The organism is Pimelobacter simplex (assembly GCF_024662235.1).
In the GTDB taxonomy this organism is placed as follows: Bacteria; Actinomycetota; Actinomycetes; order Propionibacteriales; family Nocardioidaceae; genus Nocardioides.
Genome location: NZ_CP096276.1, coordinates 2,612,555 through 2,625,960, shown reverse-complemented (window position 1 = coordinate 2,625,960; position 13,406 = coordinate 2,612,555). Strand labels below are relative to the sequence as shown.

Sequence of the window (13,406 nt, the reverse complement as noted above, 5' to 3'; positions counted from 1 at the left end):
GGTGCGGATCAGGCGGGGACGATGGCGAGGGCGCGGGCGGGGGAGCCCGTGCCGCCGACGATCGGGAGCGGCGCGACGACGATCACGGCGCCGGTGCGCGGCAGCCGGTCGAGGTTCTGCAGCTGGGTCAGGCCGTACTTGTCGGCGCCGAGCAGGAAGTGGTGCACCGGGAACGGCGGCTCCAGGCCGCCGGCCTGGCCGGCGTCGATGCCGACGGTCTCGACACCGAAGCCGCTGATCGACGACGCGGCGAGCCACTGCGCGCCCTCGGCCGAGACGCCCGGCGTGTGCGGGCCGTTCTCGTCGGCGTTGGCGAACGCATCGGCGTCGCGGCTGAACTTGCTCCAGCCGGTGCGGAAGAGCAGCCAGGCGCCCTCGGGGAGCGGGCCGTGCTCGGCGACGTACGCCTCGAAGTGCTCGGGGCCGAGCAGCAGGTCGGGGTTCGCCTCGGCCTCGGCGGTGAAGTCGATGACGACCGCGGGGCCGACCAGGCGGGCCGGCGGGATCTGGTCCACCGAGAGCCCGTCGCGTCCGGTGGCCCAGTGGGTCGGCGCGTCGAGGTGGGTGCCGGTGTGCTCGCCGGTGTGGATGTTGTGCCAGCCCCAGAACGGGCCGTCGGCGTCGAAGTCGCTGACCGTCTCGAGCGAGAGCGGGATCGTGTTGGCGAACGGCTCGGGGAGCTGCAGGATCGGCGTCTCGGACGAGAGCGGCGCGGTGAGGTCGACGACGGTCGCCGCGCCGGTCGCGAGCGCGGTGAGCAGGCCGTCGAGGGCGGTCGTGGTGCTGGGGGCGGTGGTCATCGGCGGAACCTTTCGGGGAGGCGGCGCAGGCCGCGAGGGGTGAGGAGCTGCTGGGCGACGAGGTGGCCGGAGCCGCCGCCGAGGCCGGGGCCGGGGTGCGTGAACGCACCGATGTGGAAGAGCCCGGCGACACCGGTGCGGTGGCCGGTCCCGGTGCCGGGACGCCACAGCAGCGACTGGTCGAGCTCGGCGGCGCCGCCGTAGGGGTCGCCGTGGACCGCGTTGGCGTTGGCGGCGCTGAGGGCGGTGGGGGAGATGACGTGGCGGGCCAGGATGCTGTCGGCCAGGTCCGGCGCGTGCTCGGCGATCCGGGCGATCACCCGGTCGGCGTAGGCGTCGGCCACCGCGGCGGTCCAGCCGGCGCGGACGTCGATCTCGCCGGCCGCGTCACCGGTCGGTGCCCAGGGCACCTCCTGGAGCTGGAGCCACAGCGTCGCGCGGCCCTCGGGGGCGCGGGTCGGGTCGAGCACGCACTGCTGGCCGACCACGACGGTGGGCGCGGACGGCAGCAGCCCGGCCTCGGCCTGGGCGCAGGCGACGGCGGTGCTGTCGGCGCCGTTGCTGACGTGGATCAGCGGGACGGCGTCGAGGCGGCTGTCGGTCCAGCGCACGGGCCGGTCGAGCGCGAGGTGGACCTGGGTGGCGGCCCGGCCGGGGCGGTGCCGGGCGACGGCCCGGCGGCCGGCGTCGGTGACCGCGTCGGGGGCGAGGAGCTGCTCGTAGAGCCGCCCGGTCGACGTGGAGGCGAGCACCGCGCGACCGGCGACCAGCCGCTCGCCGCCGGCCTCGACGGCGACGGCTCGCCCGTCGCGCACCACGATCCGGTCGACCGGGGTGCCGAGCAGGACGTCGACGCCGCGCTCGGCGAGCAGGCCGGCGAAGGCGGCGACGAAGTTCCCCGCCCCGCCCTCGACGATCGGCAGGCCGATCGCGTGCATGGTGAACGCCATCACCGGGAGCATCAGCCCGCCGGTCGCCTGGTCGGGCGCGAGGCCCGCGTGCAGCAGCCAGGGCGACCAGAGCTGGTCGACCTCGAAGCCGGCGAAGCGCTCGCGGGCCAGGCCGCGCCCGGACTGCGTCGAGACCCGCACGAGCTCGGTCAGGCCGTCGCGGCCGAGACCGCGCACGGCGCCGTACCCGAGGCGGGCGAGGTCGCCGGTGCGCAGCTCGGACCCGAGCGCGCCGAACACGTGCGGCGCCCACCGGTCGAGCTGGCCCAGCATCTCGGCGTACGCGCGGGCGTCGGCGGCGTGCTCGAAGTCGACGACCGTCTTCTCCGGGTCGCGGTCGGCGACGACCGTGCCGCGCTCGGAGACCGACGCGGTGACCGGTCCCTCGGCGTTGCGGTAGACGAGCCCGTGCCGGTGCAGGTCCTCGCCGAGGGTGGCGTAGCCGCCGCCCGCGACGAAGAGTGGGTGCCACGAGCTGAAGGTGTCGTGCACGAAGCCGGGCGCGGTCAGCTCGTCGGAGGCGATGAAGCCGCCGAGCCGGTCGCGCTCCTCGACCACGGCCACCCGCCAGCCGGCGCCGGCGAGCTCGGCCGCGGCGACGAGTCCGTTGATCCCGGCGCCGACGACGATCGCGTCGTAGTGGCGGCTCATGAGGCCTTCACGCCGAGCCGGCGGGCCAGCCGCGGCGTGATCTTGCTGTAGTTGCTCGGGTTGATCGGGAGCAGCCACTGGCGGGCGCGGGTGAGCGGGCCGACGTTGAGGCCGACGTCCGAGAGGACCTCGTCGATGTTGTGCACCGAGAACGGGATGATGTTGGTGCCGCGGGCGTGCTGGCCCTGCGTGCGCTCGCGCATCCAGGTGAGCCGGTCGCGCACGGCGACGTGCATCTGGGTCGTGCTGGGCAGCGTGTGGTTGCCGCCGAGCATCGAGCCGATCCAGATCGCCGAGACCTCGGCCGAGAGCGGCGAGAAGAACGACGAGTTGTAGCCCGCGAAGCTCAGGTCGGGCAGGTAGATCGGGTGGATCTGCCGGTAGAGCAGGTAGTCGCCGTTCTCGTCGGTGAGCTTGTCCATGACCTCCTGGGGGAGGAACGGCAGGTCCTGGGTCCAGCCGGTCGCCGCGACGACGACGTCGACCGGGATCATCCGGCCGTTGCTGAGCTCGGCGAACGGCTTGCCGTCCTGCTCGACGAAGCGCTCGATGATCGTGTCGCGCTGGACGTCGATCCGGCCCTCGGTGACGCCCTCGAAGAAGCCCTCGGTGGCGAGCGAGACGGTCGAGCGCGCGATGTCCTTGAACGTGCCCTCGGGCACCAGGCCGAGGTCGTCGAGGTTGAGCTGCTTGGTGGTGACCTTCTCGACGCTGCCGAGCATGCCGTTGGCCATCGCCGAGTCGCGGGCGTGGAGCAGGCGCTCCGGCCCGGCCACCGAGCGGTAGCGGAAGAGACCCTCGCCCAGCCGGGTGAGCATCAGGTACTTGTAGTTGAGGACGCCCTTGACCTTGCGCGGCATCTTCCAGAGCAGCTCGCGCGCCACGACCGTGGTGGAGGCGGCGACCTTGGAGATCTCGACGGTGATGTCGCAGGCGGACTTGCCGTAGCCGACGACGACGGTGTGCTTGTCGCGCACCTGGTCGAGGCTGTGCCAGTCGCTGGCGGCCATCACCTCGCCACCGAGCTTCTCGAACAGGTCGAGGTTCTCGAACGGCGGGATGAACGGGCGGGAGAAGATGCCGCTCGCGAGCACCAGGTGGTCGTAGTGCTCGGTGCCGGACGCCGTGGTGACGTCCCAGCCGCCGCCGTCGGTGGGGTGGGCGAGCTCGACCTCGGTGCCCAGCCGCAGGTACGGCGTGAGGCCGAACCGCTCGGCGTACGTCGTCAGGTAGGACTGCACCTGCTCGCCCGAGGGCCACTCGGGGTAGCCCTTGGGCATCGGCTGGTCGGAGAGGGCGTAGGTGCCCTTGTTGTTCTGGGTCTTGAGGCCCGGGTAGCGCCGGCTGGCGCTCCACACGCCGCCGACGTCCAGGGTCTTCTCGTAGACGATGACGTCGTGCCCGAGCTGACGCAGCACCTTGGCCGTGGAGAGGCCGGCGAAACCGGCGCCGACGATGGCGATCTTCATGGGAGGGGTCCTCACTCGGTGAGCTGCGGGATGGCGGGGACGGCCTGCTCGGGACCGAGCGCGGAGTAGCCGCCGTCGGCGGCCCAGTCGGCGCCGGTGACGATCGAGGCGGCGTCGGAGGCGAGGAAGGCGACGACTTCGCCGATCTCGGCGCCGTCACCGACCCGTCCGGTCAGGTGGAACGGCGCGGCCACGCGGTCGGTCTTGGCGCGGTCGCCGCCGGAGAGGTCGTCCATGATCTTCGACCAGGTCCAGCCGGGGCTGACCGAGTTGACCCGGATGCCGTCGCCGGCGAAGTCGGTGGCCATCGAGCGGGTGAGCTGGACGATCGCGGCCTTGGACGCGGGGTAGACCCAGCGCCCGGTCTGGGCGACCTTGCTGGAGATCGAGGTGAAGTTGACGACCGCCGCGTGCTCGCTGGCCTGCAGGTGCGGGTACGCCGCGCGGACGACCTCGACGATGCTGACCAGGTTGACGTTCAGCGCGGTGAGCCAGTCGGCCCGGCTGGTCGCGAAGCCCTCGTCGAGGTAGGTCGCGGCGAGGTTGACGACGATGTCGATGCCGCCGAAGCGCTCGACGGTGGCGGCCACGAGGTCCGCGACCGCGGCGTCGTCGGTGATGTCGGTCCGCACGAACGCGACCTCGTCACCGAGCTTCTCGGCCGCGGTGCCGCCGGCCTCGTCGATGTCGGCCACCACGACACGGGCACCGGCGCGGGCCAGGGCGTCGATGACGCCGTGCGCCAGCAGGGTGGCGCCGCCGGTGACGATCGCGGTGCGACCAGTCAGATCGGTCATGCTTGATTCCTCCGCTCCTCGCTGCGACGCAGGTCACATCGCGTGGACCGGGACACTAGGCACCAGCGGAGGCGGCCACTATCCGGAAAGCGCGGCGGGTATCCGCGAACCGCGGAGTCTTGTCAGCGCAGGCTCAGGAGGACGGCCACAGGCGCGCGGCATGGGCCAGCGCACGGCCCTCGAGGGTCGCCACGAGGCGCTCGAAGAGCGCGGCGGCGTCCGGGCCGCTCCAGTCGTCCGCGAGCAGCTCACGGGGCAGCCCGGGGTCGCGGAAGGGCAGCCGGCGCCACCGATCGACCACCGTCAGGTACGACGCGAAGGCCCGCTGGGGATCGACGACCCCGCTGCCCCCGAGCTCGTCGGCCACCGGCGCGAACTCGTCGATGAAGGCCCGGTAGCGCTCGTCGATGCCGGTCAGGTCCCAGCTTTCGTAGAGCAGCGCGGCGAGGTCCTGCCCGGCCACGTGGTCGCCCACGAAGACGGCGCTGTGCCGGGTCAGGTCGAGCTCGGCGATCGCCCGCTCGGCGGCGGCCTGCATCCGCGCGGGCGCGATCCACATGGCCGTGCCGACGTTGCCGAAGCCCAGCGAGGCCAGGTGGGCGCGCAGCTGCTGGCGCTTGCTGCGCTGGGACTCGGGCACCGAGAAGTTCACGACGCACCAGCCGTCCTCGAGCGCCGCCGGCTGCCGGGCGTGCCAGATGACCTCGTCACCGGCCGCCAGCGCGGCCAGCGCCTCGCCGGTCAGCGCGTACCCGCGGATCCCGCCGCGGGTCTCGGACTCCAGCCAGCCGCGCTTCTTGAGCCGGAAGACGGCCGTGCGCACCGAGGGCCCGTCGATGCCCAGCGGCGCCATCAGGTCGATGGTGCCGCCGATGGGCATCCAGTTGCCCATGCGTCGTACGACGGCGCCGAGGAAGCTCACGACCACGGTCCGGGAGCCGCGCCCGCGGGCCTCGGGCTGCGCCGGTTCCGTGGTGCTCATCGGGAGCATTGTGCCCTAGGAGGCGCCGCCCAGCCGGGAGCGCCAGGCCTCGGGCCAGGGGGACGCCGTCCCGCTGGCGCGGTCGAGGTGCACCGTGACGTAGCGCCCCCGGGCGGCGCGCACGGCCGGGGTGCCCTCGGGGCAGCCCCACACCTCGAACGCGAGGGTGAGCGACGAGGTGCCGAGCCGTTCGACGTGCACGGTCGCGGTGACCTCGTCGCCGAAGCGCAGCGGGGCCTCGAAGTCGACCTCGTAGCGGACCCGCGGGGCCACCGGGAAGTAGCCGTCGAGGCCGAGGCCGCGCATGAGCGCGGCCTCGGCGGACTCGACGTACCGCGCGATCGCCGTGTTGTGGTGGATCCCCGCGGAGTCGGTGTCGATCCACTCGACCCGGCCCCGGTGGGTGCCGTTCACCGGCCCGGCGTCCAGCGCACGTGGACCAGACCGTCGTCGCCGTCGCGCAGCAGCGAGAGGCGGGGCGGGATCTTGTCGGTGCGCGAGGTCGGGGGCTTGCGCCGCCCGGCCTGCCAGGGCACGGGCCAGGTCGCGCCGTCGCCGCGGTAGTCCTGCTCGGCGGCGGCGTGGAGGGTCCAGGACGGGTCGTAGAGGTGGGTCCGGCCCAGGGCGCACAGGTCGGCGCGTCCGGCGAGGAGGATCGAGTTCACGTCGTCGTACGACGAGATCGCGCCCACCGCGATCACCGCGACCCCGGCGGGGGCGGCGACCTCGTGCCGGATCCGGTCGGCGAAGGGGGTCTGGTACGACCGCCCGAACGCCGGCTTCTCGTCCTTGCTCACCTGGCCCGAGGAGACGTCGATCGCGGCCGCGCCGTGCTCGATGAACGCGCGCGCGATGTCGACCGCGTCGTCGTCGGTGTTGCCGTCGGGCAGCCAGTCGTGCGCGGAGATGCGCACGGTGACCGGGATCGACTCCGGTACGACGGCGCGCACGGCGTCGAAGACCTCGAGCGGGAAGCGCAGCCGGTTGTCGAGCGAGCCGCCGTACTCGTCGGTGCGCTGGTTCGAGACCGGCGAGAGGAACGACGAGAGCAGGTAGCCGTGGGCGGCGTGCACCTCGATCAGGTCGAAGCCCGCCTCGACGGCGCGGCGCGCGGTGGCGGTGAAGTCGGCGACGACCTGGTCGAGGTCGGCCCGGGTCGCCTCGCGCGGGACGTGGCAGGTCGGGCCGTAGGGGAGCGGCGAGGGGGCGATGACCTCCCAGTTGCCGTCGTCGAGCGGCTCGTCGATGCCCTCCCACATCAGCTTGGTCGAGCCCTTGCGGCCGGAGTGGCCGATCTGGACGCCGATCTTGCCGGCCGAGCGCTGGTGCACGAACGAGGTGATCCGGGCCCACCCGTCGCGCTGCTCGTCGTTCCAGAGCCCGGGGCAGCCGGGGGTGATCCGGCCCTCGGGCGAGACGCAGGTCATCTCGGTCATCACCAGGCCGGCGCCGCCCATGGCCTTGCTGCCCAGGTGCACGAGGTGGAAGTCGCCGGGCATCCCGTCGACGGCGGTGTACATGTCCATGGGGGACAGCACGACGCGGTTGGCCAGCTCGAGCGGGCCGATCCGGGTCGGCTGGAACATCGCCGGGCCGGGGGAGCCGTCGCCGTAGGTGCGGGCGAAGGCGTCCTCGACCACGCCGGCGAAGCCGGGGTCGCGCTCCTTGAGGTTGTCGAAGGTGATCCGGCGCGAGCGGGTGAGCAGGTTGAAGACGAACGCCGTGGGGTCCTGGTCGGCGTACATGCCGATGTTCTCGAACCACTCCAGCGAGGCCTGGGCCGCGCGCTGGGTCGACTCGACGACCGGCTTGCGCTCGGTCTGGTAGGCCTCCAGGGCCGCCGGGACGGTCGGGTGCTCGTGCAGGCAGGCGGCGAGCGCGAGCGCGTCCTCCATCGCGAGCTTGGTGCCCGAGCCGATGGAGAAGTGCGCCGTGTGCGCGGCATCGCCCAGCAGCACGACGTTCTCGTGGTGCCAGCGCTCGTTGCGCACCGTGTGGAAGCTCAGCCACTTGGAGTTGTTGGTCAGCACCTCGTGGCCCTGGAGCTCGCGGGCGAAGATCTCCTTGATCTTGGCCACGGCGTGCTCGTCGGAGACGCCCGGCGGGAGCACCTCGTGCTCGGTCGCGTCGAAGCCGGCCCGGCGCCACACGTCCTCGTGCATCTCGACGATGAACGTCGAGCCCTCGTCGGAGTAGGGGTAGCCGTGGATCTGCATGGTGCCCCACTCCGTCTGCTTGACGAAGAACTGGAACGCCTCGAAGACCAGGTCGGTGCCCAGCCAGATGTACTTGTTGTGGCGCCGGTCGAGCGAGGGACCGAAGACGTCGGCGTGCTTGGTGCGGACCACGGAGTTGAGGCCGTCGGCCGCCAGCACCAGGTCGTACGACGTGCGGAGCTCGTCGACGTCGGGCGCCTCGGTCCGGTAGTGCACGGTCACGTCGAGCTCGGCGACGCGCTTCTGGAGGATCTGGAGCAGCTCCTTGCGGCTCATCGCGGCGAAGCCCTGGCCGCCGATCGTGTAGGAGCGGCCGTCGACGTCGACGTCGATGTCGGTCCAGCGCGCGAAGCGCGACTCCATGCGGTCGTGCACGACCTGGTCGGCGCCCTCGATGCTGCCGAGGGTCTCGTCGGAGAAGACGACGCCGAACCCGAAGGTGTCCTCGGGGGCGTTGCGCTCCCACACGGTGACCTCGTGGGCCGGGTCGAGCTGCTTCATCAGGGCGGCGAAGTAGAGCCCTCCGGGGCCGCCGCCGACGATCGCGATCCTCATGACTGTCCTCCTGCCTGCGCGGCCGGGGCGCCCGCGCGGATCATGCCTTCCTGGACGACGGTCGCCACGAGGAGGCCGTCGGGGGTGAAGAAGCGGCCCACCGCCATGCCGCGCCCGTCGTCGACCGAGACGGCCTCCTGGGCGTAGAGCAGCCAGTCGTCCATCCGCACGGGGCGGTGGAACCACATGGCGTGGTCGAGGCTCGCGGTGACCAGGCCCTCGTCGGCCCAGGCCAGGCCGAGCACCCGCAGCGCGGGCTCGAGGATCGTGTAGTCGCAGACGTAGGCGAGCGCCGCGGCGTCGCGCTGCTCGGCGCTGAGCCCCTCGACCTCGCGCAGCGCGTCGTACGGACGCACCCAGATGGCCTGGTGCGGCGTGCGGTCGCCGTCGACGGTCAGGTAGACGGGGCCCGGTACGTGGCGCATGTCGAAGCTGCGGCCGTGCTGCCAGTAGTCCTTGGAGACCCCGGTCATCGTGCCGCCGGAGCGGTCGGCGAGGTAGGCCGCCGAGGTGGGCAGCGTGTCGGGACCGGGGATCGCGGCGGGCATCTCGGCCTGGAACGAGCCGCTCGGCTCACCCGCGGCGAAGCTCGCCAGGCAGACGTAGACCGGCTTGCCGTTCTGGAAGCCGCGCACCTGGCGGGTGCTGTAGCCGCGTCCGTCGCGCAGCACCTCGACCTCGTAGCGGACCTCGGCCCCGATGTCGACGGGCCGCATGAAGTAGGAGTGCATCGAGTGCATCGCCTTGCCGCCCGGGCCACCCTCGACGGTCAGGGACGCGGCGACGAGCGCCTGGGCGACCATGTCGCCGCCGTAGGCCTTGGGCCACGGGCAGGGCTGGGTGGTCGCGGTGAACGCGCGGTCGAAGACCTCGGCCGGGCACTCCTTGAGGGTGACGGCGTCGGTGAAGATCTGGGAGGTCGGGTTCACGGTCGGTCCGTCCAGTCGCGCAGGTCGTGGTCGGTGACCTGGGGGAGGTTGACCACGATGTTCTCGGGCGTGCGGGTCGTCATCCAGGTCAGCGGGTTGTTGCGGTCGAGGTTGCACTCGACGTGCGGCATGAACGGCGGCACGAACACCCAGTCGCCCTCGGACATGTCGAGGTAGTCCTCGAACTTGTCGCCGAAGTAGATCCGGGCCCGGCCCGAGAGCACGTAGCCGCCGGTCTCGGCCTCGCCGTGGTGGTGGGGGACCGAGCGGTAGCCGGCCAGGTTGTGCACCTTGCCGAACCAGATCCGCGTGGCGGGCGTGTGCTGGATGCTCACGCCGGACACGCGCGTGGCTCCCTCGCTCTGGCCGGTCAGGTCGGGCTCGAAGCCGGCCCGGGTCACGACCGGCACCACGATGCCGCTCTCGTTGGCGTAGACCGAGTTGTCCCCGATCAGCTCGTACTTGCTGAGGTCAGGCTCCATGGGAGTCCTCCTGGGAGAGGGTGGTGAGAGGGGTGAGGCGGACGGTGTTGCGCAGCGTCCCGATGCCGGCGACCTCGGTCTCGAGGACGTCGCCGTCGGCGAGGAAGCGCTTCGGGTCGCGCGCGACGCCGACCCCGCCGGGCGTGCCGGTCAGGACCAGGTCGCCGGGGCGCAGGGTGGCGAAGGTGGAGACGTAGGCGAGCAGGTCGGCGCAGTCGAAGACGAGCGTCCGGGTGCTGTCGCGCTGGACCTCCTCGCCGTTGATCCGGCAGATGACGTCGACGCCGGCGAACGGGTCGAGCTCGTCGGGGGTGACGACGACGGGGCCGACCGGGGTGGTCGCGTCCCAGGCCTTGCCCTGGAGCCACTGGAGGGTGCGGTACTGCCAGTCGCGCGCCGACAGGTCGTTGGCGACCGTGTAGCCGGCGATGGCCGCCCGGGCCTCGTCGCGCCCGGCGCGGCGCAGGGTGCGCCCGACGACGACGGCGAGCTCGGCCTCCCAGTCCCACTGCACGCCCTCGGCGAGCGCGAGCTCGTCGTCGGGGCCGGTGAGGGTGTCGGCGAACTTCGCGAACAGCGTGGGGTGGGTCGGCAGCTCGCGGCCGGTCTCCTGGATGTGCTCGCCGTAGTTGAGCCCGCAGCAGATGACCTTGCCCGGGCGCGGCAGCGCCAGGACCGGGACGGCGTCCGGCAGGTCGGCGCCGGCCTGGTCGGCCAGCGTCGCGGGGTCCCAGCCGGTGCCGGCCGCGTCGGTGGCGGCGAGCAGGGCGGACAGGTCCGGGGCCGGCAGGGCGCGCCAGCCGCGCTCACCGAGCAGCGCGGCCGTCGTACCGCCGGGGGTGGTGACCGTCGCGAGCCGCATCGGTCCTCCTTCGTCTGGGGCGTCGTGGGGGTGGTCGCAGATGCGATATTGCATTCTGCACACGTTCGTTGCCGTGATGTCAATAGATTGGTACCGTGGCCGGCATGTCCATCGATCTCACGCCCCTGGCCGTCAACCCGGCCGCCCTGCCGGTCCCGAGCGGCTTCTCGCACGGCACGCTGAGCGGCAACACGCTCTACCTGGGCGGGCAGACCGCGCTCGACAAGGAGATGCGGATCGTGCCGGGCGGCATCGTCGAGCAGTTCCGCCAGGCGTTCGGCAACGTGATCGCCACGGTGCGCGAGGCCGGTGGCGTGCCGGAGGACCTGGTGAGCATCACGATCTTCCTCACCGACATCCCCGACTACCAGGCCCACGGCCGCGAGATCGGCCGGGTCTGGCGCGAGCTGGCCGGCCCGGTCTACCCCGCGATGGCCGGCATCGGCACGACCGGTCTGTGGCAGCCCGAGGCGCTCATCGAGATCATGGGCGTCGCGGTCATCCCCGACGAGCGGCTGGTGCGCCCCACGTCCTGATCCGCGCATTCGCGCCCAGGGACGAGCGTGGATCCGTTGACATGTCGCGGGTCCAGGTGCGCCAATGGGGGCAGCAACTCACAGGAGTGTTCCGATGCCCACGACCCTTCTCTCCCGCCACCCCCAGATCGCGACCGCCGACCCGGAGCAGGCGCGTGAGGAGGTCGCGCGCCGGTTCTGCGCCCACCGCCTCGAGCTGACCCGTCGTACCGGGCGGCTCGACATGCTCCACAACGCGGCCTCGATCGGCTCCGACGTGACGCTCAACTACCTGCGCTACGGCGACGAGGTGCGCATCACGCCGGGCCGCTTCGACGACTTCTTCCTGGTCCAGGTGCCGATCTCGGGCTCGGCACGGGTCAAGGTCGGCGACCGGGTCGTGGCCTCCGACCGGGCGCGCGCCTCGCTGGGCTCGCCCACCGAGCCGGTCGACATGATCTGGAGCGACGGCTGCGAGCAGCTCCTCGTCTACCTGCGCCGCCAGGCCGTCGAAGAGCTGGCCGGCGGTGCCGGCGACCCGCGCCCGGTCGTCTTCGACCCGTTCATGGACCTCGAGACGCCGTCATTGCGGGCCTGGCTGCGCCTGGTCCACCTCGCGCTCGACGACATCGAGGCCGGGGGAGCGCTCTTCCGCTCGCCCCTCGCCGCGACCCACTTCGAGCAGACGCTCATCTCGGGCCTGCTCGCCGCCCAGCCCAACTCCAGCAACGAGGCCCCGCGTGAGCCGGTCGCCGGCTCGCGCGTCGTCCGCACCGTCCTGGGCCTCATCGAGGCCGAGCCCGAGCGGGCCTGGCGCCTGGCCGAGCTGGCCGGCGAGGCGGGCGTCTCGGCGCGCACGCTCCAGGAGGCGTTCCAGCGCGAGCTCGGCTCCAGCCCGCTCGAGCAGCTGCGCCGGACCCGCATGGAGCGGGCCCGGCGCGACCTGGTCGAGGCCGACCCGGCGCACACGTCGGTGACCGACATCGCCGCCCGGTGGGGCTTCTTCCACCTCGGGCGGTTCTCGCAGTCCTACCGGGCGATGTACCAGGAGCTCCCCTCCCAGACCCTCGCCGGCTAGGGCGCGCCGTGCCCGGACGCCGGACGCAGTCCCTTGTCGACCAGGCGCGGCATCACCTCCTGGGCGAAGTAGTCCAGCTCGCCCACGTAGTCGACGAACGACATCGTGATCCCGCCGAAGCCCGCCTTGGCGAACCGCTCGATCTCGTCGGCGACGTCGTCGGGCGTGCCGATCAGCGGGCAGGTGCCGTGCCCGGCCGCGAACCGGCTGTGGAACCCGGCCAGCATCTCGGGCGTGAACGACTGGGCGTGCAGGCCCTGCAGCCGCATCAGGTTGTCGACGGCGTCCCAGTCGGCGTTCTCGACGGCGTAGTAGTGCAGGAACTCCTCGGCCTCGGCGCGGGTCGGCCGGCACACGACGTGGGTCGGCGTCAGTACGCCGGAGGAGCGGCCCTGCGCGCTCGCCTCGGCCCGCACCTGGCTGACCACCTCGGCGCCGTCCTCGGGACCGCCGACGATGGTGAAGACGAAGTCGGCGTTGCGGGCGGCGTACGCGCGGCCCTGGGTGCTCGACCCGGCGTTGAGGATCGGCAGCCGGCCGGCGGCGGGCTTCGGCTCGGCCTCGACGCCCTTCAGGTCCCAGAACCGGCCGGGCAGGTCGTAGCGGCCCTCGCGCGACCAGAGCGCGCCGAGCACGTCGATCCACTCCTGGGCCAGGGCGTAGCGGGAGTCGTGGTCCTGGGGCAGGTCGACGCCCATCGCCTCGTACTCGGGCTGGTTCCAGCCCGCGACCACGTTGACGCCGACCCGGCCCGGGGCCATCTGGTCGATGGTGGCGAGCTGCTTGGCGGTGACGACCGGGTGGTTGAACGCCGTGTGCACGGTGGCGAACGCGTTGAGCCGCTCGGTGTGCGCGAGGATCGCGGTGGCCCAGGGGATCGGCTCCAGCACGCCCTCGTGGAAGTTGGTCGTGCCGCCGTAGCCGATCCAGCGGGCGATCGGCAGCATGAAGTCGATGCCGACCTCGTCGGCCAGCCGGGCCAGGGCGAGGTTGTCCGCCCACGACGCCGACCAGCGCTCGGGGATCGTGGTGACCGCGAGGCCACCGGAGCAGTTGGACGAGAAGAGTCCGAGGCGGAAGTGGTCGGCCTCGACGATCGGGATGCTCATGCGGGTTGTTC

13 protein-coding genes are annotated in these 13,406 nt (G+C 72.5%); 2 read left to right on the top strand and 11 right to left on the bottom strand.

Annotated elements, in window-relative coordinates:
• Positions 1-8: 8 nt before the first annotated feature.
• The 10 genes from M0M48_RS12995 to M0M48_RS12950 all read right to left on the bottom strand — a co-directional run bounded on the left by M0M48_RS12995 (position 9) and on the right by M0M48_RS12950 (position 10,693).
• Positions 9-800 carry a cyclase family protein gene (locus M0M48_RS12995; RefSeq protein WP_257751465.1) on the bottom strand — a complete coding sequence of 264 codons (792 nt, stop codon included), beginning with the start codon at positions 798-800 and terminating at the stop codon, positions 9-11.
• Positions 797-2,401: a phytoene desaturase family protein gene (locus M0M48_RS12990; RefSeq protein ID WP_257751464.1), complete on the bottom strand. Its 1,605-nt coding sequence runs from the start codon at positions 2,399-2,401 to the stop codon at positions 797-799. Before M0M48_RS12990 ends, M0M48_RS12995 begins: the two co-directional genes overlap by 4 nt.
• A complete protein-coding gene (locus M0M48_RS12985) occupies positions 2,398-3,870 on the bottom strand; it encodes a flavin-containing monooxygenase (protein WP_257751463.1) in 1,473 nt (490 codons plus the stop codon). Before M0M48_RS12985 ends, M0M48_RS12990 begins: the two co-directional genes overlap by 4 nt.
• Positions 3,871-3,881: 11 nt before the next feature.
• Entirely contained in the window at positions 3,882-4,667 is a 786-nt protein-coding gene (locus M0M48_RS12980; protein WP_257751462.1) for an SDR family oxidoreductase, read from the bottom strand.
• Between the two features lie 133 nt (positions 4,668-4,800).
• Positions 4,801-5,649: a PaaX family transcriptional regulator gene (locus tag M0M48_RS12975; RefSeq protein ID WP_257751461.1), complete on the bottom strand. Its 849-nt coding sequence runs from the start codon at positions 5,647-5,649 to the stop codon at positions 4,801-4,803.
• A 15-nt stretch (positions 5,650-5,664) separates the two neighbouring features.
• Positions 5,665-6,063 carry an acyl-CoA thioesterase gene (locus M0M48_RS12970; protein WP_257751460.1) on the bottom strand — a complete coding sequence of 133 codons (399 nt, stop codon included), beginning with the start codon at positions 6,061-6,063 and terminating at the stop codon, positions 5,665-5,667.
• Positions 6,060-8,420, bottom strand: coding sequence for a bifunctional salicylyl-CoA 5-hydroxylase/oxidoreductase (locus M0M48_RS12965; RefSeq protein ID WP_257751459.1), 2,361 nt, complete (start codon positions 8,418-8,420; stop codon positions 6,060-6,062). The genes M0M48_RS12970 and M0M48_RS12965 overlap by 4 nt, the downstream gene beginning before the upstream one ends.
• A complete protein-coding gene (locus M0M48_RS12960; protein ID WP_257751458.1) occupies positions 8,417-9,349 on the bottom strand; it encodes an acyl-CoA thioesterase in 933 nt (310 codons plus the stop codon). Before M0M48_RS12960 ends, M0M48_RS12965 begins: the two co-directional genes overlap by 4 nt.
• On the bottom strand, positions 9,346-9,831 hold the full coding sequence (locus tag M0M48_RS12955) for a cupin domain-containing protein (protein ID WP_215813010.1): 486 nt from the start codon (positions 9,829-9,831) through the stop codon (positions 9,346-9,348). The genes M0M48_RS12960 and M0M48_RS12955 overlap by 4 nt, the downstream gene beginning before the upstream one ends.
• Positions 9,821-10,693, bottom strand: a complete 873-nt coding sequence (locus M0M48_RS12950) for a fumarylacetoacetate hydrolase family protein (protein WP_257751457.1) — start codon at positions 10,691-10,693, stop codon at positions 9,821-9,823. The genes M0M48_RS12955 and M0M48_RS12950 overlap by 11 nt, the downstream gene beginning before the upstream one ends.
• Before the next feature lie 104 nt (positions 10,694-10,797).
• Between M0M48_RS12950 and M0M48_RS12945 the strand changes: the two genes are divergently transcribed.
• Both M0M48_RS12945 and M0M48_RS12940 read left to right on the top strand, forming a co-directional pair.
• Positions 10,798-11,229, top strand: a complete 432-nt coding sequence (locus M0M48_RS12945; RefSeq protein ID WP_215813012.1) for a RidA family protein — start codon at positions 10,798-10,800, stop codon at positions 11,227-11,229.
• A gap of 94 nt (positions 11,230-11,323) precedes the next feature.
• The gene (locus M0M48_RS12940) at positions 11,324-12,286 is read left to right on the top strand and encodes an AraC family transcriptional regulator (protein WP_257751456.1); all 963 of its coding nucleotides are present in this window, start codon (positions 11,324-11,326) and stop codon (positions 12,284-12,286) included.
• Here M0M48_RS12940 and M0M48_RS12935 read toward each other — a convergent pair.
• Positions 12,283-13,395: an LLM class flavin-dependent oxidoreductase gene (locus M0M48_RS12935; RefSeq protein WP_257751455.1), complete on the bottom strand. Its 1,113-nt coding sequence runs from the start codon at positions 13,393-13,395 to the stop codon at positions 12,283-12,285. The two genes, M0M48_RS12940 and M0M48_RS12935, sit on opposite strands and share 4 nt — an antisense overlap.
• Positions 13,396-13,406 lie beyond the last annotated feature (11 nt).

Coding starts and splice junctions, on each gene's coding strand:
- M0M48_RS12985 (WP_257751463.1), bottom strand. CDS start 3,870: ATGAAGATCGCCATCGTCGGCGCCGGTTTCGCCGGCCTCTCCACGGCC.
- M0M48_RS12990 (WP_257751464.1), bottom strand. CDS start 2,401: ATGAGCCGCCACTACGACGCGATCGTCGTCGGCGCCGGGATCAACGGA.
- M0M48_RS12975 (WP_257751461.1), bottom strand. CDS start 5,649: ATGAGCACCACGGAACCGGCGCAGCCCGAGGCCCGCGGGCGCGGCTCC.
- M0M48_RS12955 (WP_215813010.1), bottom strand. CDS start 9,831: ATGGAGCCTGACCTCAGCAAGTACGAGCTGATCGGGGACAACTCGGTC.
- M0M48_RS12980 (WP_257751462.1), bottom strand. CDS start 4,667: ATGACCGATCTGACTGGTCGCACCGCGATCGTCACCGGCGGCGCCACC.
- M0M48_RS12995 (WP_257751465.1), bottom strand. CDS start 800: ATGACCACCGCCCCCAGCACCACGACCGCCCTCGACGGCCTGCTCACC.
- M0M48_RS12950 (WP_257751457.1), bottom strand. CDS start 10,693: ATGCGGCTCGCGACGGTCACCACCCCCGGCGGTACGACGGCCGCGCTG.
- M0M48_RS12965 (WP_257751459.1), bottom strand. CDS start 8,420: ATGAGGATCGCGATCGTCGGCGGCGGCCCCGGAGGGCTCTACTTCGCC.
- M0M48_RS12940 (WP_257751456.1), top strand. CDS start 11,324: ATGCCCACGACCCTTCTCTCCCGCCACCCCCAGATCGCGACCGCCGAC.
- M0M48_RS12945 (WP_215813012.1), top strand. CDS start 10,798: ATGTCCATCGATCTCACGCCCCTGGCCGTCAACCCGGCCGCCCTGCCG.
- M0M48_RS12935 (WP_257751455.1), bottom strand. CDS start 13,395: ATGAGCATCCCGATCGTCGAGGCCGACCACTTCCGCCTCGGACTCTTC.